Raw genomic sequence first — 21,783 nt, 5'->3', positions numbered from 1 at the left:
ACATTTACAGCTTCAATAAGAAGGCATGTTTATCATAACATGTCTTCTTATTTTGTTTTCGTGACTCAACTAATTACCACCTTTAAACTTAACGACGTCTTCTAAAAAACGTCTGTATCTTGTGCTCGTTGCTTTTGTACCTGCATTTAGATAACGTTCTTCCACAATTTCGGTAAAAGTTCTACCTGCATAACGTGAAGTTTTTGCTGGTGAAGTATCTGATAGCCCATCACCAACCACAGCATCAATATTAAACCCTCGTTGATATAGAAGCCTCATCGTATCAGAATCTGTATTCATAGCTGCCAGGTGTGCAGCGTTATAACCTTCTTTATCCACAAAGGTTTCATCAACAGTAGTATTTTTCATCAAAACTCTGGCGGCCACTGAAAGATTGTGAGCTATGGCGTAGAGCAATAATGGATTTCCATCGCTTGCAACTGCTTTACCCATTTCAGGATCAGTTAATAATGGTGTTATGCAGAGTTCAGAGTTTACATCTACTGCGCATTCCAACGGAGTTTTACCTGCTGAATTTTTTTCTGATGGTGATATTCCAGCTTTTAAAAGAAATTCTAAACACTGATATTTTTCTTGTTGAGCCGCAAAATGCAGATAATTATCGCCATTGGCATCACGTGCTGGAAGATTACATTTAAAATGTTCCACCACTTTAGTTAATACTTCAGGCTTACCTGATAGTATCGCTCTTTTGACAAGTATATCTTTTTCGGCAGGTGTTTCTGCTTTGGTCCCCATTCCGATTAAAGCATCGATCATGCTCAGATCCCCCTGTTCGACAGCTATCATCAATGGAGAAACCTCTTGCTTATCTACATCATTGATATCAGGAATAGGCTTATGAACGTTGAACCATAAATTCTTAAGCTCTGCATTTCCATGCAATAACATCAAATGATGCAAATTCTGCCCTTTATTATTTACAAGTTTAAGGTCTGTTGCTGCACGAGGTAAAAAGTATTCAGCGGCAGCTATATTGCGATGGAGAACAGCATTCATTAATGGTGTGTTGCCATCTTCATCTGGGAAGTTTGTATCGATATCTTGGAAATCAGCGAACTTGTCCAAGTTTTTAACTTGAGCGGCCACCGCTTTTTGTAGCAACTCTTCTCGACTTCGAGTGCTACACCTTTCCAGCATTCTTTCAGGAAGCCACTCAAGTAAGGTTTTTCCTTTCAACAAATGCAAGCACTGATCTAAACCATTTAGCTCATCAGCTCTTTTGATACCTAACTGAAGTAAATCATAATTGACTAGGAGTGGCGATACGACTTGTAACTCTTCAATGGAGCATTGTTGGACAAATTTTTCAAAATTTTCTCTGACTTTACTATCTGATAACTGCCCTCTTGCATCTATTTCTTGTGCTGTAGTTTTTAATTGTTCGATATGCTTTTGAAACTCTAACGGGTGCATAGATCTCAATTCTGTTAGTTCTGTTAAAAAGCCTTTCACTTTTGTTTGTGCTTGTATATCTTTGAGTTTATCTTGAAATGAAGGTTGGCTTGCTACTGCTTTAGTCACTTCAACAGTTTGACTCTTTCGAGATGCTAACGCCTCATCCATATTTTTAGGTATGTTTTTAACACCTTGCCTAACCTGTCCTTTGTATTGCTTTACTTTATCTTCAACTACTGCTTTCCAATAAGTGACATCACTAGGGGTAATGGGATAATCATTTGTTTTAAGGCTCTGAAAAAAATTGGTCAAATAAGTCCAAGCAGGCGTGCTTAAATCATCTGGAAAATGACCTCTTTCATATAAATCTGTTACTTTGGCTACTGATTTTGCGTTTTCTATTTCTTGTTCAACTTTTTTTGCAAAACTGCCAGCCAAGACTTTAAGTTCTTTCGAAAGTAGCTCATTTTCGAGCTGAGCTAGGTGAGATTCTTTAGTGATTCTATCTAAAGCTGTTCCAGCTCCTTTTTGTTCAAAACACCAATCTAAAATTTGCTTACGACGATGAGCTACAATTTCCGGAGAAAGACCTGGCTTACATATGATAAGCCCAACAGCCATTGTTACTGAATTGATTGAACCCTGCGTTTGTTTAGCTGCTTCTGGTGTAAATTTAGCAGCAAAACGACTTGAGCTTAATTCTACGGCAACTTGTGAAAAAGATGCTGTTTGAATTGAACTTTTCCATTGATAAGGTTCATTAAGTTCAATCTTTTGTTCTTGTACTAGCCTATCAAGAACCATTAGCATTGCGTGTTCAAATACTTGTTGATGTGGTTCCCCAACACCATCTTGTAATTGGTTTTCATAAAAGCGGCCCCAATCACTTAGGTCATTAATAGAGGCTATCATTTGCAAACCTAAAGCAGGTCCAAGATCACGAACATGTTCTTTCAGCTCATGGAGATTGAGATCTTTTGCTTTAACTAAATGATAAAGACCATCTCGTGAGTTGAGTTTATAAAAATGAACACCATCCGGTGTTTTAAAACCCTTTGTACTTTCACTTCCTAGCTGATCTTCATTTGCTGCACTTTCTAGAGCTTTGTTACGGGTATACAAATGCCTAACTGCACTTAATGGGAGCGCTTGCCTTACTTTATCCTTAATCTGATTAATTCTTCTTGGGACTGATGGTGAGTGAGAAGAACCTCTACGCTCACTGATACCATATTCGCTCATAAGCTGCTTTATAGCTTCTTCTTTATCTGAACGCGATAGACCAGCACTAGAGCTCTTAGCTGCACTATCTAATCCATCAACTGCAACTCTAATTAGTTTTTCTGTAATTTCTTTTCGTACCTGCTTAGGTTGAAGTTGGATTTCTCCTTTTATGATTCCAACTGGTAAACTAAGAAGAAAAGTATCTGGTAGGTAGTTAGACGCTCCTGCTTTTGCTGCTGCATGAGTTATCAACATTTCCTCGATGGCTTGAGTTTTCAAATCGTCTGAATAATCAGATGAGCCTACTAACGTCGACAGTTCATCAATTTGCGTCAACAACTCTGAATGGCCCTTAGTAGGATCATCCATAGATTCGATTTGTGCTAAATCTCTTTCAAGCTGTCTTAACTGTTCAGCCATATTTGACTCAGTTGTAAGATATGATGTTAAAAGTTTTACAAAGTCTTTAGAATGAGGACGTGCCTCTATACTTTCCATTTCTGTCTCAAACTTCGTATTTAATCTACCACTATCAACCCTTATATTTGCCATACTTTACCCTGTATAGAAATTAAGCCAATGAATTTATTAATAATAGTTAGGATTTACCCCGTATGCAGTTAAACTTTATTAACTTAATACCGTTAGCTAGCTATGCTGACTGAGACAAGATCTGAATTGTTTGGTATTATGTTGGGTCGTGGTAGTTTTGTCCCTTTAAAACTATTCTGCCAAAAATATATTTTCATATATAAGTCAGGAACCTACATGATAAATCACTTTAGTGTGCTTGGTGTTAAAGCCAACGCAAAAGACGATGAAATCAAGAAAGCGTATAAACGTTTATCCAATAAATATCACCCCGATAAACTTTTAAACGCTTCAGAGGAAGAAAAGCAACAAGCGGCTACTCTATTACAGCGTATTCAAAATGCTTACGAAGTCTTATCTTCACCAAAATCCCGTAAAGCATTCATCCGTGACTTTAATAATGTCATCGTTAACGACCCAACCGCAGCGATGAAAGAGCTGTGGGATGGTTATTATTAATTCTAACAGTACCTTGAGATTACTATGACTGATCAACTCGATCTTAATTACGTCAACCAATTAAAATTAGACGCTCTTGAAAATATTGAGTCATATCAAGACCCTGATACACCAGATGCCTTAGCTCAATACACAAATCAAATGAAAAAAGCGCTATTGGCAGATGCGCAAATGTTAAACTCACTACCCGAATATCTCACGGTAGCGCTTTATGGCAATGTTCGTTTTCCTGACCAAGTGCAACTAAAGTGGCAGGACTGGATTGATAACAACACTATGCCCACTTGGGATGAGTTTAAGGTGAGTGTAGCGTTTAACAACGAAGACATTGCACTTGTAAAAGCTGTAAAAGAAGTTTCGGAATCATTACTTAAACAAAGCTGCGCTGCATTATTTTTGTTAATGATTGTTGATTCCAAGCCTACGGCTAAAAAAGAGGGTCTAGAAGACCTCAATGAAGATTCGAATGATTTCCGTGATGAATACCAAGATCAGTATGATTATGATGAGGAATATTAATGAATAGTCTCATTGAACTAACTGCAGCAGAAATTAAACAATTAGCCGATGTTGAGCCAAAACAAGCCAGCAAGAAGTTCGAGCTGATCGCCAATACCATGAATGACGAACAATTAGTTGAAGTCATTGAAAATATGGATATTGTTACCCTAACTCAAATCAATAGTAACCATGATATATCTTGCCCGTCTATCATGTCTGAGTTGATGACGCCTGAGCAAATCCGCGACACGGTTTGCCAACAACCTCTTTATTGGGAAGAAAAAGTCAAAAGTAATGCAGATGAACTTATGCAACAAACTTTCGATTTTTTGACTTATTTGATTCGCGTTCAGCCAAGTGAAGAAAAACAAACTGAAGTGCTTGAGTGCATTGCCGAAGAACCAGCGGGTCTGTTTTATCTATCGATTCCATTTATCGAATTGCTGATGACTCCGTCGGAAGAAGACTTAGACAATAATATTGCTGATGTATTTGACGATGAAGACGACGGTACCACTGTTGGCTATACCGATCGCACCGACGCTGAAGAGTCTCGCAGTTTAGAAATTGACGATCCTCGTAGCTTATTAGCCCTCATTAAAGAGTTAGCTCCAGAAGTAGAAAAGCAAATTAAAAGTTTATTAAAAAATGAGTCTTCGAGTTGGCAAACCATCATTAATAAATTTGTTGGCGAGATTGTTACTCAAGCTAAAGAAAAGAATGAGTCAAAAGATGAGTATTCAGAAGTTGACGATATGTTTAGCTTTTTAGACTAAGGAATACTCAATGCAAATCGTATTAAGAGATTTGGATCAAGCTCCATTTCTGTCTAAAGTTTTAAACTTTGCAAAAGAAGAAGAAATCTATTCAGAGGAAGACATAGCGCAAATTAAGCACAAAGGCGCGCTTATGAGCCTAAAACTTGCGGATAAATTTTACAATAAATACAAAATGCATTTATTGGAGCAAGCTTCACAAGATGTGATTGGTGTCGCCAGTTTAGGTCTTGCAGCACTGACTGCTCACGATCAAGTTAAGGCTATGCTTTTACTTAAAAAACCTGATGGATTAGTAAAAAGCTTCCAAAAAGGCTGGAGCATGTTAACTGTCATCAGTAAATACCGCTTGTTGCATGCAAAATCGGTATATGGAGATGTTGATCAACGCTTACTCGAAAGCGTATCAGCCCCATCTGATGCTGATGAATGGAATGGCTGGGATAATTACCAAGATGCATTAAAAGAGCACCAAAGCTATCAAGCCTCCGAAGCGGTAAAGGCTTTGTTTTTCAACAACCCAATTTTTGACCCAATAGAGTGCGAAACATTAGAAGAGATGTTCGCTGAAGCGCTTATCTATCGTTTGTTTTTTGGTGCGAATGCTAAAGTCAAAGAAGATTTGAAAAAACACATTACTGATGTTGAGTTCAAAGACGAATGGTTAGAATCTGATTTTATATCAGACTGGATGGAAAAAAACTTAGCCGTTTTGCCTGAACAGCTTCAAGAGAGTGTTCAAGCGGATATCAACAAGAGCTTTATTGCTTCGATTATCAAAACCATCAAATTTGCGAAAAAATATCAAAAGCATGTCATTGATGGTGCCACACCTGAAAAACTTGAACGTATAGAGCATAAAGAAGGTATGGCAGGAGTTATCTTAGGCTGGCCTTTGTATCTTTTGCTTTGATTTAATTATTGCTATTCATATCAGCTTGCTCGATAAAATATCAAGCAAGCTTCTTCTCAACTTTTTACTTTCTTTTTACTTTAATAATTTCTGTAAACGCTCTTCGATAGTAAGCTTAAGAGCATTTGGTAAGCTTGAATAAATAACTGCCTTAAAATCATTAGGTAAATATATATCTTAAAGCACATATGAGCTTAACAAAATATAACGAAACGAGTAACTGTAAAAGCATTGAGCTAGGTTTGTTTTGGTTATTTAACCATTACCAATCGATGCTCTCTCCTTTGAAATCAAAAAAACCACCATTTTGTTCTATAGAAAAATTATCTAAAATATACTTTAATCCTGTTGCTGATTCCGCCGATGTAATTAATGCATTAGGTCCACCCATATCGGTTTGCACCCAACCTGGATGAAGTGCCACAGCATGAATACCATCGATTAAACCGTCTAGGGAAAGGGATTTGGTCACCGCATTTAATGCAGCTTTTGAGGAGCGATAAATATAACTTCCTCCACTTGAGTTATCTCCCATTGAACCCATTTTTGATGACATATTGACCACCAACCCACGCGCTGATTTTAATTGTGGGTAAAAGATTTCAACCAATTTGAGTGGTGCTATCGTATTAATCTCAAGCACTTTTCGCCACTCATCAATATCAGTTTCTCCGAAGCTATAACCTTTTGGACCATAATAGCCAGCATTATTAATCAAAACATCGAACTCAGCCTCTTTAAGTTCATTTGCAAGCTCTGCTACATCATCGTAATTGGTTACATCTAAGGCAAAGATATCTAACTTATCAAATTCATCTAGTAAGGTGGTTAGCTCTATCGAATCCTCAGGGCTACGACAGGTTGCTATCACCTGCCAACCATCATTCAAATAAGCTCTTGTTAACGCTAATCCTATTCCACGATTTGCGCCTGTGATAAATAGTGTTTTACTCATGGTAATTCCTAGGACTCAAGTGTTTTGTATATACAGATATTAACTGACTTAATAATCCCAATCTATTTTTTGTACTTTATAGATTACTCTCACGGGAGTGTAATTATCTAGTTCAATCACATCCATTGGCTTTCTCCATATACGCTGATCCTTAACTCTACCATCTCTATCGCTGTGTTCACGAAAATCTTTAAATGACAAATCTCTATAATCATCTTGGAAAGTCACGACTTCTTGGCCATTTGAAACACTTCTACTCATCAAAATAAAGTGGCCGCCTGAATCATGCTCATGATCACTTTTATTTGCAGCCTCTGATTCTTTAATGTCGTCTCTAGTATTACGGTGTAATACAATCAACTCAGTAGTTAAGTGGCAAGTTCCAAAACGTCCATGCTGATCTATCACAGGAATAGTCAAATTGTATCCAGTTCTGCAAAATGCCTCTCTCAACATTTCTCTTAATCTAGGCGCATCTTGCACAACGAAAGAAAAATCCAATTGACTGAATTTATCCCGATCAATCTCTAAAATAGATTTTTCTTTTGTTTCTAACTGTACTTTTACAGCTCGATTCGAAGTCGCTGAATTTAACTCCCACAGCTTATTTTTTGGCGTTATTGCATCAAAATTAGGATTACAATATTCTTCGAACCAATCTAGCATAGTAAGCCCTTTGGGATGGCCCCTATCAACAAACCCAAAAGGCAATAATTCAAGACTTCTGGTAGATTTCTCTGGGCTGCCAATTGGCCTTACGACCTGTTTTCTACCATATAGAGCAATTTCACATTTACGCTTAGCCACAGAAAATACAGGACTAGCATTCAACCCTAAGACTTCATAAAATCCATCAACGGTATCTCCAGCATCACCCTTAGCTAATTCATCTATCTCCTGTTTCCTAACTAAATCGTTTTGTTCCTGTCTTCGCTGATTTAGCCGAGTATGTGTAAAAACATCATCTAAACAATTTTTAAAGCCAACTTTTTTTGCTAGTTCATGTGATGCTCGATGCAATTTTCTTTCATGATAAGTAAGTCGTGCTGGCCGTTGCTCTTTTCTAAGGATTCGCTTGCCTTCCTTAATTATGTCTACCAAGGCATCGGCAACGTCTTGGGTGTAACCGCAAGGAAACCTCTTTTGTGTTAGTTCAAATAATGTGCTTTCAGGCATTGTCCTTATCATGATTTGTATAGCAGTATTCAAGAAACAGGTGTTTCCCCAATGAGACAGACCAATGGCTGAAAGTTTTGGATCGGTATGCTGCAAAGTAAGTCTTCGAATTAGCGGTTTAATTTGTTCATCATTTTTGGTTCTAACTCTGGCGTAATCACTTGGCACTAAAACATCGTGATTCACCAGCATGAAGAAATCATCTGGTCTGAGTAAATATCTTGAGCCTCTTATCGACTCTTGTGGCAGTCCTAAACTATATTGCTGCAGCAACCGGAAAATGCCTAGCTTTCGTACAAACTCATTATGATCAACCAAAAATTCAGGTTTTATTCTTTCCATCATTTCATTGAATGAAGGCTCACCATTAAGTAAGCCAGCTTGGTTGAGCTTTTGGAAAAGACCTGCTTGATCTACATAAATTCTAGACCTAGGCTTAGCTACATAATCAGAACGAGGCACTCGAGCGACTCTTGGAACAGCTTGTTGTTGCGCTGGCTGTCTGGTTCTAATAACAGGCACTTTATAGTTAGAAATGGCCGTAATACTTGGATGCCCTGCTAATTCAGTTATGATGCTGTTGAAACTTTCAGGAAATGGTGGTTGGCCACTCCAAGTAGCTAATACCGCTTCAAAACGTCCTTTCTCTGCATCAAAGATTCGATTTAACACCCCAAGACATGCTTGCGGAAAGATTCGGTCATTATAAGCATTTAGTGCTTGTGAAAATTTGCACTTTGATTCGTCCCACATGCTATTTTCTGGCTTTGCTTGTACTTGTTGAGCTTTAGTGGCAACTGGTAATTGAACCGTTCTTTCTCCAATAGGTTTTGCTGGACTAGATAAGGCTGCTGTGACTTGCTGCCTCATTTTTTGAATAAATACATGTTGAAGTGTTACTAGTTTCTGATTTAAAGCCTGCACTGCACTTAGCTTATCTCTATCTAGTAATTGATTTAATATGGGTGAGTTAGCAAAGGAAAATAATTTTTCATCTTCACTGAACAAAATAGTTACAATTATACCTTTAACCTCTTCCCAGTTCTCCACCTCAGAGCTTACTTCAACAGCTTTCTTTTCAGCAGATTGAATAGGTGTTCGCCTTGTAGCTGATACAGATTCTTTTTGTACTTCTTGTTTTCTTTTAGAATGAGTTTTTGGGTTTAACCTGCTTAACACTTCATGATTTACTGCTGTAATTCCATCCCATGTATTAAAGTATATTTGGAAAAAATCCTTTTTAGAGTCTATCAAATCAGAAACAACCATCTCATCAGCAGAAGAAAATAAGTCAGGGTGATTAACCTTTAAAAAATCAAATAGTCGTTGTTTGTCAGCTTGCCACAACTCGGCATGCGTAATAGATTTTGCTTCTTTCAATACCAGTTGCGGTCTACCAAGAAGTCCCAACAATATGTTGCACATTTCACGCTTTTTCTTTTCCAACGCCTCCCATTTTCTTGGCTGACTTTCTAAGGTTATGATTTCTTCAACTAATCCTCTGTTGTTATCAAACCATCCTCCTAAGTGAGTTATATCCCCACTTTGTATTGCTTCTGATGAAAATATAATCATCGCATTTAAAATATGACGTTTAGTTTGCGCCCACTCAGTGTCTTCTTGGCTATCAGGGTTTGCTTTAGACATTGCTGCTGATGTGGTTACAGTGTTAGTTGAAGTTGAAGATTCATAGGTATTTTGCTCGTGTGGCACACTACCAGCTACTGGCTTTCGCATTGTAGGAGCCAATGAAAGTTCAACAGGTAAAACTCTGCAAGCCTGTGAAGCTTCAGGGTCCATTATCTCTATTGTGCTTATGCTTCCTTTAAGCCAATGAATAAAGTAGGCTGTAAACTTTTCCTTTTTTAATCGACTTTCAAAGTATCTTTCAAATTCTGGCTTATGACGGTCAATCGTTCTGGACAGCTTTTGAATATCTGATGAAGAAAAATCGCCAGGATTTTGTCGTTGTAAATCTGCTATGAATTCTTGCTTATTTTGCAACCAATTAATATCACGGATAATTTCGACTTGCAGCCACTCAATTACTTTCCCCATCAGCTTTAAGTCCCCTTCCCAAGTAGGAAATATAGTATTCGTAAACCACTGCTTAGTGTTAGGCTCCTCTAAGATTCTCCTCAAAACACTGCATTTTTCATCTGTAAAATAGCTGCCGTGTTCTTTTCTTACTGTATTTATAAAAGCGGTTACCATTTGGTCCCATTGCTGTAAAACTAGCTGTGGAGTTAAAGGCGCATTCGCTGAAGCTAAAATAAAGCCATTGGGTTCAACTTTTCCAGATCTATATGGATAAGGTTGTTGATAATGAGTTTGGAATGGAACAGGTTGTCGATACTGTGTTCGAAGTGCTACAGGTTGATGTAAAGGCGCGTTATGTCCGAATCTATGGCCATCCAATCCCCAAACATGAGGCACATACTGCATTCCTCTAGGATCCTGATTAGCTTGATAAAGGGCTGCATGTGGATAAGGATGACCTTGATATGAGCCCCCCCCTAGAACGCGCACCGCCGCAACTGGCTGAGCTTGTTTTGGTTGAAAACTGTTTGTATTCTGCCGATTTTCTTCGGTCATTCCTACACATTCAGTGGAGACAACTGGTGTGTTTCTATCTGAGTGCTCTTCTCTACTAACACTTATTACAGGGGTATTCAGATCATCTGGTTTTGAAGTTAATGGTGTTCTTTCCTCTCTACTAAAGTTTGATGCTTGAGCCGCTACTCCTGATTGCAGCCCCGATGCAGCCTCACTGGGAATCAAGGAAAACCCATCCAGACCACTTTGCCAATGGGGTTGAAGCAAATGACCTGAGCGTGGTTGTGTAGTAGCTTTATCATCCATAGCTTCTAAGTGTTCCGTAAGATGTGTCTGTTGTGATGACAGCTTTGCCCAAGTGCTGATGTTGTCAGCTGCTCCCTGAGTAATGTTTGTTGGCAAAAGGCTGACTAAATGGTCAGCTTGCTTTAGATTACCTTCCTTCGACGAACTTTCCGTTTGAGGTGATGCTTTTCCATGTTCAGAAAGAGTAGAGCCATTAACAGCAGCACTGCGCTCGAGTACCACATTATATTGGCTAAGTAGAGACTTAAGCTTCATTCTCATCAATTGCACATCAGTCCTTTCCTGCTGAGAAGTTATGCCTTCTCTTTGCGCCTCGTCCATTAGCACTTCCAATATGTTACCTACTGATTGACCTTGGTTGTTCCTTACATTGAATAGCAGAGGGAGCTTTTCAGGCGCTAATTTAAATGCATGTTCAATTAAAGTTGAAATTTTCTTGGCGATAACGGCTGTTACTTTTGTAGGCTCGAATTCGCTTTTGCTTTTTAGACTGCCAATCAAAAGATGAAATACTGTATTCCCATCTGAATCAAGCATTCTCATAGCGTCAACCAAACATTCATGATTCAAATGACTTATGAGCAGCTTACAGCAAGGTTCTGTACACCGATTATATGATGAGAATAATAGGTGTACTGCTGTTTTACCCGTAGCATTTATTACAAACAACTCATGGGTTATGTCTTTTTTGCGCAAAAGAACAGCCAACATTTCATCTCTTCTATGACTGCTCGCTCCTAACACTTCATGAATGACATTATTTTGTGTGCCGTCAGGGTGATCGGGTGAAGGAGATCTATCTTGATATGTCATTTTAAACTGGGGGTGATTTACTAATTGAGTGAACTTATCAAATTCGTTGTTAGCTACTGCTTGTTTTATTTGATTAAATAATTGCTGCTCATCTGACAATTGAGCATTCAGAACGACGACCGGACTACTTTGTTCTACTCCACATGAAGCCATAATTTTTTCACCACAACCTTAATTGATTGTAAATCAATCTATCAAAATCTATTTATTAAAGAATTACAGTTGAGTATTTTATAAATTAATCTTGCTTCATACTGGTGTCTTTTATTCACTGATTTTGTTGGCTTTATACTTTAACCCAAAGCAATTGTTGCTACTCAAATCACTCTCGTATTAAGCTATGTAAAAATCTTAAAGAAAGAGACACAATGAGTTACTTTTACCCAATCGGTGCTCCAAACACACCTTGGCAACATGCAGAAAAACAGGCTTGGTTAGCCCAAACAGAAATTAAACGTGAGTACAAAACTGAAGTAGTCTATAAACTGGAAGCAGTATCAGACCTTTTTAAAGTCAGCCAATACGGTAGCTTGCCTATCAAGCCTAATCGATACCCGCTTTATGCTTTAACATCCAAACACTGGCATGACGATAAACCAACAATTTTAATTACTGGTGGAGTTCATGGTTATGAAACAAGCGGCGTGCAAGGTGCGATTCTTTTTGCAAAAGAACATGCAAAAAACTATGTTGAACACTTCAACGTTATAATTCTACCTTGCATTAGCCCTTGGGGTTACGAAACCATCAACCGCTGGAATCCCAATGCTGTGGACCCTAATCGCTCTTTTTATGCAAACAGTCCATCTGAAGAAGCTGCTCAAGCCATGGCATTTGTCAAAAGCTTGAATGTTAAGGTTCTGGCACATATAGACTTACATGAAACCACAGACTCAGACGAAGAAGAGTTTCGCCCTGCACTAGCCGCAAGAGATGGTAAAGATTATGTTGCAGGCACTATTCCTGATGGTTTTTATCTCGTGGGTGATTCTACTATGCCTCAGCCTGAATTCCAAAAAGCCATTATTGATTCAGTTCGCAAGGTAACTCATATCGCTCCACCAGAAGCTGACGGGCAGATTTTGAGCAAACCAATAGAACAAGATGGTGTTATCAACTATCCGACTAAAAAGCTAGGATTATGTGCAGGTTTTACTGATCGCACTTATTGCACGACTACTGAAGTTTATCCCGACAGCCCACGTGTAACCGATGCAGAATGTAATTTGGCTCAGGTAGCAGCAATTACTGGCGGATTAGATTATTTGCTATCAATTCGTTAATATTCATACTCGTGATATCTGAAGATGCAGCTTTCAGGTATCACGCGTATAGAAGCTGAACGAATCTCAGTTATTCATTTACACACATAAAACACCAACCTAATATCAATGAATTATTTCTTTTGATTGATATGCCATGAAAATTCTATTAGCAGTAGGCTTACTGTTAACATCAAACTTATCAATAGCCTGCACTCAATTTCAAGCAGGGCTAGCCCACCTTAACCAGTCTGATTTTTCATTCGATAAACAGGTCACGGTGTTAGTTGATGGCATTAAACGCTCTGACTTAACAGAACACGTAATCTATAAACAGCAGAAACCCAGTTACTCTGATAAGAAAGTTTTGGTAAAAGGTGGTATGGATGACACAGATATAGCCACTGAATATTTTAGAGAAGAAAAATTAGAGTGCAGCAATTTAAAGGTAATAAATAATAAAGTGGTTAATGTTTATCATAAGACCATTAATAACCATGATTTTGAGTTTCAAACCGAATATCAGTATCAACCGGCATCAAAGCTACTCATTCCAGTTAAAACGGTAATGACCACCCAAGCCAGTAAATTTTTTATGCATTGGGAAATTAAGCAAACTGTGAAATATCAGAACGTTACTACTTCAAAAAGCTCAACCTAATCTGCAAGGTTTAGGAAGTATCTTTGACATGAAAAAACATCTGTTTAGTATCACTCTGTTATCTTGTATTTACAGCTTTGGCTGTTTAGCAAGCTCCAATAACCTACCCGTTCCCAAGAATTTAATTCGGCTTGATTCTACAAATGGCATACAGCAACTCATCAGTGCCCCACAAAAACTTAGCCATGATTATTGGTCATTATCCCGGTTCTATATCACCGAGAATGGGTTAGCTTTTTGTGGTCCAGCTTCTGTTGTTATGGTTTTAAATGCAATGGGTGTAAAACCTACAACCGCCCCTGAGCACTACCCTTACAAAATATTTAATCAAGGCAACTTATTTTTTAACAATAAGATACTTAAACAAAAAATAACACCCGCGAGAATCAATCATCAAGGAATGATATTAGAAGAAGTTTACAATCTGAGTAAGGAATATGTTCCTAATGTAAAAATGATATTCGGCAGTAATATATCAAACTTAAAGCAGTTTAAACGAATCATTATTGATGGCTTAATCCATGGTTTTGTGATCATCAATTATGGTAGAAAAGATGTAAAACAAGTCGGAACTGGACATTTCTCACCGATTGCAGCTTACAACCCAAAATCTGATCGTTTTTTAATTTTAGATGTTGCTCGGTACAAATATCCACCGGTTTGGATAACGGCAAAAGCACTCTATGAGTCGGCTCAAAAAATAGATACAGATAGTAATCGCAGTAGAGGCTTGTTGGTTTTTCCAAATTCACTTTAAATGTTTAATAAAAAAGGCATCACTATGATGCCTTTAATATTTTGTAAGATGGATAACATCTAAAATGTGTACTGACAGAGAGTACACATTTAAAGTCTTTAATGAATCGACTCAATTACAAAACCAGAATTTACTTTTGGAAAAGGGTCGCTACTATTATCTCTAATTAAGAAAGCATAGCCACCATCTTTAGCATGCCAGCCTAATTGACCTGAGTAAACGTATCTAACATCATTTTGCATGACAACCCAAAACACTTTATTTCTTCTATCAGGAACATTGGTGTGATTAAAGTGAATACCATTCAAATAACTGAGTTTAACTCGGCCATCTTTATCAATGCTTCGTACTCTGTACTCACCTGTATGTTTATGTTTGTTCAATTCAATATGGTTAATCATACGGATATCAGCAACAAGGCTTTTATCAATTTCTTCTTGCGTAATTGGAGGCTCTTTACCCTCAGTTGTAAAAGTGAACTTACCATTTCCATCTAAGCACTTTTGATTAGAGTTTTTGTCGTCCTGAACGATGTAGTAATACGTGTGACCTTTTTTATAGGTAGGGATTCCGTCCAAACCGCCATGCAACTTTCGAACAAGGATATATAATGTCCATGCATTTCCATCTTTAGGTTGAAAATCACCTATTGTTAGGCGACTTTGTTTAATTGCATCAATATTACAAGTTTCAAAAGCCTCTTTTGAAACACGCAGCAAACGACCTTTTTCAGTGGACTTTACCGCTATCACATCATCAAGCTTTACTGATAGGTTCGGAATTGGATTTTCAAGTTCAAACGTATACCTCTTAGGCCCTACTTCTTTGTCTTCGATCTTAAAAGTAAACTTATCAGTCCCATCTAAGCATCTTTTATTAGTGTCCTCATCATCTTGAAAAATATAATGATGGGTTGTTCCATAATCATAAATTGGAACATTCTCTAATCTGGCATCAATTTTCTGAACGAAAACAAAGACCGTACCAGCTTCATTGTTACGGGGGGCGTACTCTCCAACAACATAACTACTTCTGTGTATTTCATCGATATTACAGGTTTCATAAGCCTCTTTAGAAACATGTACTAACCGACCTTTCTTTGTAGATTTTACTGCAAGAACATCTGATAACTTTACAGTTAAATTAGGGGTTGGATTAGCAATATCAAAGGTATAATTTTTCGCAAAAACTGTACCGCTGATAAATACAGAGGCAAGCAATGTCGTGACTGTCGTAATTTTTTTTAGCATACATACTCTCCAAACAATGACTTCAAACTATTGTTATTTTGCGGAGGTTATAGGTAGTTTTGATTTAAATCAATAGAATGTTCACGATCACAAAAGAGTCATAACTCTAATTAAATCATTTGGTTGGACGGCAATCAAAAGAGTATAAACTCTAACCATGCTATTTGTTAATCGATATCAAAGTGTTAAGGAGTTGAGGTTTCTTGAACAATGAGCGTAACAATAATGTATAAATGAAAAATTGCACTACTCTGACCACACAAAGTACCGAAATAAAACACAGCTAATCGAAGTTATAATCATCACTTGAGATTTTGATGGGGTTCTCCCAAAACAAAGCTACACTGGATTCAGTTTCATGAAACCTCAAAAAATTAATTTTAGGAAGTGGGTGAGCTTTAATCAGCTGCTTAAGTTCAATGATAGAGTTAGGTGAGTAGGGAAAACTAATAATACATTCAATACAGAAAATATGTTCAAACCCTCTGTTTTTAACCCCCTTTGTTATCCACCAAAGTAAAGCAATGTAACATAATTCAATTGGTATTACTTTTCTGTATCCATCTTTAAAAAAACGTTTTCCGTCCATATAAAGAGATAAAAATGTATCAGTAGAATTAACACCATGAGCAGGAGTTGCTTTTATAACCCCTACTCTTTGTGCTTTTTCAAAAATGGCCAAAGCAATTTCATATTTGTTTTGATTTATAGCTTCTTTGATTATCGGTGTAAACACAGAAAAGTCATTACGACTCACGCAACTAAATACTCTTGACTCGAAATTTTTATATATAAAAGACTCACACTTTAGTAAAACTGAAACTGTATGTAACGCGCTTTTTACATCATTGAACTCTTTACTTTTCATTAAATCATCTAAGTAACGTTCAGCAAACCAAGTATATTGTGGGTGATTTAATGATAAATTAGCATAAAATTGCGCTAAGGGCCTTTTGCATAATGTTTCAAAATTACGCACCTCACTTTCAAAGTTAGCTAATCTGCTTGTAATACGTTGGTGATCAACTTGATGTAATAAGCAGCTATAACCCAACAAGCCTATATAGCTAAATTTGAAAGTAACCTCTTTTCCACCATGTTTCTTTGCATATTCATTTGCATATTGCTTTACAGCATCAAAGATTCCTTCTAAAAGAGCAATTTGTTTAGTGACTAATTCTTTTTGCTGTTCAGTATCTTGCAAACGAACTAAGGCTTTAACCCATTCCGTATATAAACTAACAACTTGTTTTCGCTCATCTGCCGTTTGAAAACGATCAACCTGAAATCGATAAATATAAGTAACGTCTCTAGAAATCGCTCTACTCCATGCTTTAATCAACATCTTATTAAAACACAACCTATTATCTTGATTTGTAAATCTTGTATAATCAGCAAACTCAAGTACATGTAATATACACTTATCAGGAATATCTTTTGACTTTAGGTGGTTACCGATCGTTTTGTATAAATTAAGCATGACTTCAAAAGGGTAACTTTCACAAACCAATGTAAGCTGATAAATATCATTTAGCCACCTATCATCTATTGCTAATGCATCAATAAAAGCATTAATAGCGACAGGACAAATTGCCTCAATTGGAAACCCTGTAACATTAAGCTCAAGCAAAAGTGCTTTAATCAAGCGTGGATATTTTTTATGCGCAATACAAAAACAGATTATTTGCTCTGTAGCAACTTCCCTTTTACTTATATCCCGTGACAATAGAATAAGTTCGATATAATTAGAGAAAACTTGCTTGCTAGCAAATGCCCTTTCAGGGTATTCACCATTATACGCCAAGGCAATGTAGCCACTATTATTGAGAAAGTTATAGGGTAGGTGCTGTGAGAAAACTAACCTTTGGTCATTAGAACAGGCGACTAAAGAAACAGTCATGCAAGGTTCAAGTAGTGAGACACTACTACAACATTTGAAGTGTTTACAATATTTACACATCATCTCTTGATAGGCTTTTGGGGCTGTTGGCAAAATTTCATTAACACAAGGATAAAATCTAACCTGTGAACCACCATTCCTCTTGAGTGAAGTTAAAGCCTGAATTACGTATTCACTTGGTAAATTATGTAATGGCTCATCAACTATGAAAGGTTCTGGGCTATGACTAGAACTAGGATGAAATCTATGAAATGATTCGAGATGTCGAGGATGCTCACGTTTATCTTTTTGATTATAACGAAATAAAATAGGGCTTCTTTCTCTACTATTACCACAATTTAAGGGTCTACCACCGTTAACCCCCTCACTTGTAAGGGGTGTTTTCCCATCAACACATTTTTGCTCGGCAAAATACCTACGACGTGTATCTAAGGTGAAAAAATTTCTATCGCCCTCTGAGTAATTTCGGTAAACAATAGGATCACCAGAATCAGGTGGAACACAAGATATAAACTCAGCCCAAGCCGCCATATTTTTTCTAAGTAAATGTATGAATATATTATGTTTACCATAGATACAATGAATAAATATTGAATGGAAGTTTAATTTCAAAAAACAAGTGATTTAAGAGATGATCTAGGTATCCCCCAGAAATATAAAAATATCTCGCCTGATTAAAGCACTTTTAATTGATCTTAATGTTATAGGATTTTAATTGAGGCAATTTTATATATAACAAGAAAAAAATGCGCTTACCTTTCGACAAACGCATTCAATTTAGAAGAAGCTAATTAGCCTTCAATCCCTTTACTAGCAAGGAATTCATCGTAGCTACCTTTGAAGTCAGTCACGCCTTCTGGGCTAAGTTCTACAATGCGATTAGCAAGCGATGATACGAATGCGCGATCGTGACTGACGAACATTAAAGTGCCTTCGAACATTTCAAGCGCATTATTCAATGCTTCAATGGTTTCCATATCCATGTGGTTGGTTGGCTCATCCATAATCAGAATATTTGGCTTCTGCATGATCAGCTTACCGAAAAGCATACGTCCTTTTTCACCACCTGATAGAACTTGGACTTTTTTCTGAATATCATCAGCACTGAATAACATGCGACCTAGAATACCGCGAACAGATTGATCATCATCGTTTGGTTGGCGCCATTGGCTCATCCAGTCGAACAGTGTCATGTTATTTTCAAAATCAGATTCGTGATCTTGAGCATAATAACCAATGTTAGAGTTCTCTGACCATTGGATTAAGCCGTCTTTTTGCGGTAAATCGTGTATTAAGGTTCTTAGTAACGTCGTTTTACCAATACCGTTTTCACCTAATACGGCAACACGCTCACCCACTTCAACAATCATATTCAGATTCTTGAACAGTAGTTCGTCATAACCGTTAGATAATTTTTCAACCATTAAAGCGTTACGGAATAGCTTTTTCTCTTGTTCGAATCGGATAAACGGATTCTGACGACTTGATGGCTTGATTTCATCAAGTTTGATCTTATCAATTTGTTTAGCACGAGACGTCGCTTGCTTAGCTTTTGAAGCATTAGCAGAGAAACGAGCAACGAAGCCCTGTAGTTCGGCAATTTGTGCTTTTTTCTTAGCATTATCAGAAAGCATACGCTCACGCGCTTGTGATGCCGCGGTCATGTACTCATCATAATTGCCAGGGAAGATTTTTAGCTCACCGTAATCTAAGTCAGCCATGTGCGTACAAACTGAGTTTAGGAAGTAACGGTCATGCGAGATAATGATCATGGTGCTTTGACGTTCGTTGAGCACTTCTTGCAACCAGCGGATGGTATCTATGTCCAAGTTGTTGGTTGGTTCGTCAAGCAGAAGTAAATCTGGATCAGAGAACAGAGCTTGAGCCAAAAGCACACGAAGCTTTAAGCCCGGCGCAATTTCTGACATTAAACCGAAGTGGGATTCAATACCAATGCCTACACCTAATAATAATTCACCAGCACGAGATTCTGCTGAATAACCATCCATCTCCGCATACTGCATTTCTAAATCAGCAACTTTGATTCCGTCTTCTTCTGACATTTCAGCCATTGCGTAAATAGCATCACGCTCTCTCTTAACAGCCCAAAGTTCGGTATGTCCCATGATCACAGTATCAATCAAGCTGTATTCTTCGTAGCCAAACTGGTTCTGGCTTAATTTACCGACGCGCTCGTTAACATCGATAGAAACGTTACCGCTAGACGGCTCTAGTTCGCCAGTAAGAATTTTCATGAACGTGGATTTACCACAGCCATTTGCTCCAATTAAGCCATAGCGGTTACCACCACCAAACTTTACAGAGATATTTTCGAACAATGGCTTAGAGCCAAATTGCATTGTGATATTTGCAGTTGTGATCACTGAGAAACTTCCGAATTAATGAAGAGAAAAAAACAGCGAAATTATACGCACTCACCCAAGCGATAACCAGAAAATTTACCTTGGATATGATTAAGTTTGGTAAATAGTTCAAATAACACCCAAGTATATGTTCATAATTGGGCTATCGCTTAATCAATAAAACTTCATATTGAATGACATAAATTAACACTAAAGGGCTTAAAAACATGTATTCATAGAAGAGTGGTGAGTCTGTAACTCGTGGAAATAATAGAGACCATATACGGCCCCTAGAGGCCGTTAGCCAATTTACTGGGATGGTTTTGCCCAGTTAAATGTAAAAACAGTTCCAACTTTTGGAGCTGCTTCACCTTTTGCAAGTTGACCGTTATGAAGTTTAAGAAATGCATATTTACCACGGGGATCATGCCAGCCTAAATAACCATCTCTCACAATTAATTTATCTCCTTTCCCTGCTGAAAACCAACGCACAGAACTGCCATACCAAACGTTATCTCCATTAGCAATTTCATCTAGATATAAAGTAAACGCAGGGTGAGCTGCGCTTCCGTATCGTGATTCAATGGACTTCAATTCTATCCGACCTTGCGAATCATAACTGCTCACAATGTAAAACCGTTGATGATGGAAGACTTCATTTGACAATTTTTTAGGGTCAAAGTAACGATTCCAATCGTTAGTGTTCACAAGAGTGATTAAGTCAGTAATTTCTGAACTGATAGGCGTTTTATCAAAGATAGGTTTATCGCTAAGTAAATATCGAGGTGATAATCTTAAATTTTTTCTTCCTTTATAGTTCAAATTTTCAGCCTGTAAACTAATGTCATACCATCCTGACTTTGGCTTAGCTTGATTAAATATTTCATTAGTAATAATAACGCGAGGAAGAAAACCGATTTGAGTATATTTCTTACGATATTCAGACTGATAGAAATCACCGTCATAAACCGTAATAGCCTGTATAAGTAATGAATTTTTATCGGATGTAAGATAACTATTTGTTGGTTTTCTTCCTGCGAAAGTAGTGAATATATGTCCGGTTTGATCATATGCAGCAAGTGGAGAAGCCGAAATATCAGTTTGAATTTTTGGTACAGAAAAACTCTTGCTTGTTAGGGAGAGATAAATTTTATCAACATTTGAAATGGCTTTTTCTTTAAAATTAAAGTGTGAACTAAACTCAAGGTAAATTTTTAATGGCTCCCCATTACCACCACTAAACTCAACAGGCATTGATTCTTCTGATACCGTTTGTGCTGCATCGCTAATAATAGAACCATTAACATCAGTAATGTAAACATCGTATTGGTTTTTACCCAATGGGAAGCCCGCATGCCCAGCGGCCGTCAATGGAAATGGAAAGTTAACTTTCAATCTCCTCACTTGCTGTCCAGGATTGTCAATATCATTTACAATTTTATTGTATGACGGATAAAAACCTAGTGGATTGGAATTACGTACACCACTAGAAGGGTAAATAGTAAAGCTACGTCCGCTATCTCTATGCTTAATATGGAGCCCCGTCGGATAATTGTTATTAACATTTCTGATTTTCATAAACCCGATGGGTGTTGTAAAAGATAAGTTTAAAGGATCATTTCCAGGTATTTGTGTAACATTTATCTCTACAGCAGGTGCTTTATTCATTACGAGCAGAGTCGAAATAAATACTAAAATTATCCATTTACAGTTCATTCCTTAAAACCTCTTTGTTCTAAATAATCGTATAAAGCATAGTCGAATGGTATTGAATTAGGTGAATTTTGCGTAAATAGCTAATGTCCGATTCCAAGTAGCTGAAATCCACAAATAGCAAGACTAAAGTCTTACATTCTGCTGTTGCATGTTTTGATATTATCCAGATAAAAGAGTAAAGCGCC

At 37.4% G+C, this 21,783-nt stretch carries 14 protein-coding genes; 7 read left to right on the top strand and 7 right to left on the bottom strand.

Features of this window, described 5'->3' with window-relative positions:
* Positions 1-69 precede the first annotated feature (69 nt).
* Positions 70-3,141, bottom strand: a complete 3,072-nt coding sequence (locus AC1EU0_RS05520; RefSeq protein ID WP_480301042.1) for an ankyrin repeat domain-containing protein — start codon at positions 3,139-3,141, stop codon at positions 70-72.
* 270 nt (positions 3,142-3,411) lie between these two features.
* Between AC1EU0_RS05520 and atcJ the strand changes: the two genes are divergently transcribed.
* The 4 genes from atcJ to atcC are packed head-to-tail and all read left to right on the top strand — an operon-like array spanning position 3,412 to position 5,883.
* Positions 3,412-3,693, top strand: coding sequence for a cold adaptation protein ActJcold adaptation protein ActJ (atcJ, locus tag AC1EU0_RS05515; protein WP_121837443.1), 282 nt, complete (start codon positions 3,412-3,414; stop codon positions 3,691-3,693).
* A gap of 24 nt (positions 3,694-3,717) precedes the next feature.
* Positions 3,718-4,212, top strand: coding sequence for a cold adaptation protein AtcA (gene atcA, locus AC1EU0_RS05510; RefSeq protein WP_480301040.1), 495 nt, complete (start codon positions 3,718-3,720; stop codon positions 4,210-4,212).
* Complete coding sequence (gene atcB / locus AC1EU0_RS05505) at positions 4,212-4,970, top strand: cold adaptation protein AtcB (protein WP_480301039.1); 759 nt, start codon at positions 4,212-4,214, stop codon at positions 4,968-4,970. The genes atcA and atcB overlap by 1 nt, the downstream gene beginning before the upstream one ends.
* 10 nt (positions 4,971-4,980) lie before the next feature.
* Positions 4,981-5,883: a cold adaptation protein AtcC gene (gene atcC / locus AC1EU0_RS05500; RefSeq protein WP_480301037.1), complete on the top strand. Its 903-nt coding sequence runs from the start codon at positions 4,981-4,983 to the stop codon at positions 5,881-5,883.
* Between the two features lie 262 nt (positions 5,884-6,145).
* On the opposite strand, the gene AC1EU0_RS05495 is transcribed toward atcC, so the two are convergent.
* Together AC1EU0_RS05495 and AC1EU0_RS05490 are read right to left on the bottom strand one after the other, a co-directional pair.
* Positions 6,146-6,838, bottom strand: coding sequence for an SDR family oxidoreductase (locus AC1EU0_RS05495; protein WP_480301036.1), 693 nt, complete (start codon positions 6,836-6,838; stop codon positions 6,146-6,148).
* A gap of 48 nt (positions 6,839-6,886) precedes the next feature.
* Positions 6,887-11,842: a hypothetical protein gene (locus tag AC1EU0_RS05490; RefSeq protein WP_480301034.1), complete on the bottom strand. Its 4,956-nt coding sequence runs from the start codon at positions 11,840-11,842 to the stop codon at positions 6,887-6,889.
* A 215-nt stretch (positions 11,843-12,057) separates the two neighbouring features.
* On the opposite strand from AC1EU0_RS05490, the gene AC1EU0_RS05485 reads away from it, so the two are divergent.
* The 3 genes from AC1EU0_RS05485 to AC1EU0_RS05475 all read left to right on the top strand — a co-directional run bounded on the left by AC1EU0_RS05485 (position 12,058) and on the right by AC1EU0_RS05475 (position 14,369).
* Entirely contained in the window at positions 12,058-12,972 is a 915-nt protein-coding gene (locus AC1EU0_RS05485; protein WP_480301032.1) for a M14 family metallopeptidase, read from the top strand.
* A 136-nt stretch (positions 12,973-13,108) separates the two neighbouring features.
* Positions 13,109-13,612 carry a hypothetical protein gene (locus tag AC1EU0_RS05480; RefSeq protein ID WP_480301030.1) on the top strand — a complete coding sequence of 168 codons (504 nt, stop codon included), beginning with the start codon at positions 13,109-13,111 and terminating at the stop codon, positions 13,610-13,612.
* A 28-nt stretch (positions 13,613-13,640) separates the two neighbouring features.
* Positions 13,641-14,369, top strand: coding sequence for a phytochelatin synthase family protein (locus AC1EU0_RS05475; RefSeq protein WP_480301029.1), 729 nt, complete (start codon positions 13,641-13,643; stop codon positions 14,367-14,369).
* 98 nt (positions 14,370-14,467) lie between these two features.
* Here the strand turns inward: AC1EU0_RS05475 and AC1EU0_RS05470 are convergent, their stop codons facing one another.
* The 4 genes from AC1EU0_RS05470 to AC1EU0_RS05455 form a co-directional block, all read right to left on the bottom strand.
* Positions 14,468-15,619 carry a hypothetical protein gene (locus tag AC1EU0_RS05470; RefSeq protein WP_480301027.1) on the bottom strand — a complete coding sequence of 384 codons (1,152 nt, stop codon included), beginning with the start codon at positions 15,617-15,619 and terminating at the stop codon, positions 14,468-14,470.
* A gap of 283 nt (positions 15,620-15,902) precedes the next feature.
* Positions 15,903-18,050: a hypothetical protein gene (locus AC1EU0_RS05465; RefSeq protein WP_480301025.1), complete on the bottom strand. Its 2,148-nt coding sequence runs from the start codon at positions 18,048-18,050 to the stop codon at positions 15,903-15,905.
* Between the two features lie 260 nt (positions 18,051-18,310).
* Entirely contained in the window at positions 18,311-19,903 is a 1,593-nt protein-coding gene (locus AC1EU0_RS05460) for an ABC-F family ATPase (RefSeq protein ID WP_480301023.1), read from the bottom strand.
* Positions 19,904-20,191: 288 nt separating this feature from the next.
* On the bottom strand, positions 20,192-21,598 hold the full coding sequence (locus tag AC1EU0_RS05455; RefSeq protein ID WP_480301022.1) for a hypothetical protein: 1,407 nt from the start codon (positions 21,596-21,598) through the stop codon (positions 20,192-20,194).
* Between the last annotated feature and the right edge of the window lie 185 nt (positions 21,599-21,783).

This window comes from Parashewanella sp. 2210YD4-3, assembly GCF_056591735.1.
Note: the sequence above shows the minus strand (reverse complement) of the source record. Positions and strands in the feature narration are given on the sequence as shown.

Coding starts and splice junctions, on each gene's coding strand:
- AC1EU0_RS05495 (WP_480301036.1), bottom strand. CDS start 6,838: ATGAGTAAAACACTATTTATCACAGGCGCAAATCGTGGAATAGGATTA.
- AC1EU0_RS05490 (WP_480301034.1), bottom strand. CDS start 11,842: ATGGCTTCATGTGGAGTAGAACAAAGTAGTCCGGTCGTCGTTCTGAAT.
- atcJ (WP_121837443.1), top strand. CDS start 3,412: ATGATAAATCACTTTAGTGTGCTTGGTGTTAAAGCCAACGCAAAAGAC.
- AC1EU0_RS05520 (WP_480301042.1), bottom strand. CDS start 3,141: ATGGAAAGTATAGAGGCACGTCCTCATTCTAAAGACTTTGTAAAACTT.
- AC1EU0_RS05470 (WP_480301027.1), bottom strand. CDS start 15,619: ATGCTAAAAAAAATTACGACAGTCACGACATTGCTTGCCTCTGTATTT.
- atcC (WP_480301037.1), top strand. CDS start 4,981: ATGCAAATCGTATTAAGAGATTTGGATCAAGCTCCATTTCTGTCTAAA.
- AC1EU0_RS05485 (WP_480301032.1), top strand. CDS start 12,058: ATGAGTTACTTTTACCCAATCGGTGCTCCAAACACACCTTGGCAACAT.
- AC1EU0_RS05465 (WP_480301025.1), bottom strand. CDS start 18,050: ATGGCGGCTTGGGCTGAGTTTATATCTTGTGTTCCACCTGATTCTGGT.
- AC1EU0_RS05480 (WP_480301030.1), top strand. CDS start 13,109: ATGAAAATTCTATTAGCAGTAGGCTTACTGTTAACATCAAACTTATCA.
- AC1EU0_RS05455 (WP_480301022.1), bottom strand. CDS start 21,598: ATGAACTGTAAATGGATAATTTTAGTATTTATTTCGACTCTGCTCGTA.
- atcA (WP_480301040.1), top strand. CDS start 3,718: ATGACTGATCAACTCGATCTTAATTACGTCAACCAATTAAAATTAGAC.
- atcB (WP_480301039.1), top strand. CDS start 4,212: ATGAATAGTCTCATTGAACTAACTGCAGCAGAAATTAAACAATTAGCC.
- AC1EU0_RS05475 (WP_480301029.1), top strand. CDS start 13,641: ATGAAAAAACATCTGTTTAGTATCACTCTGTTATCTTGTATTTACAGC.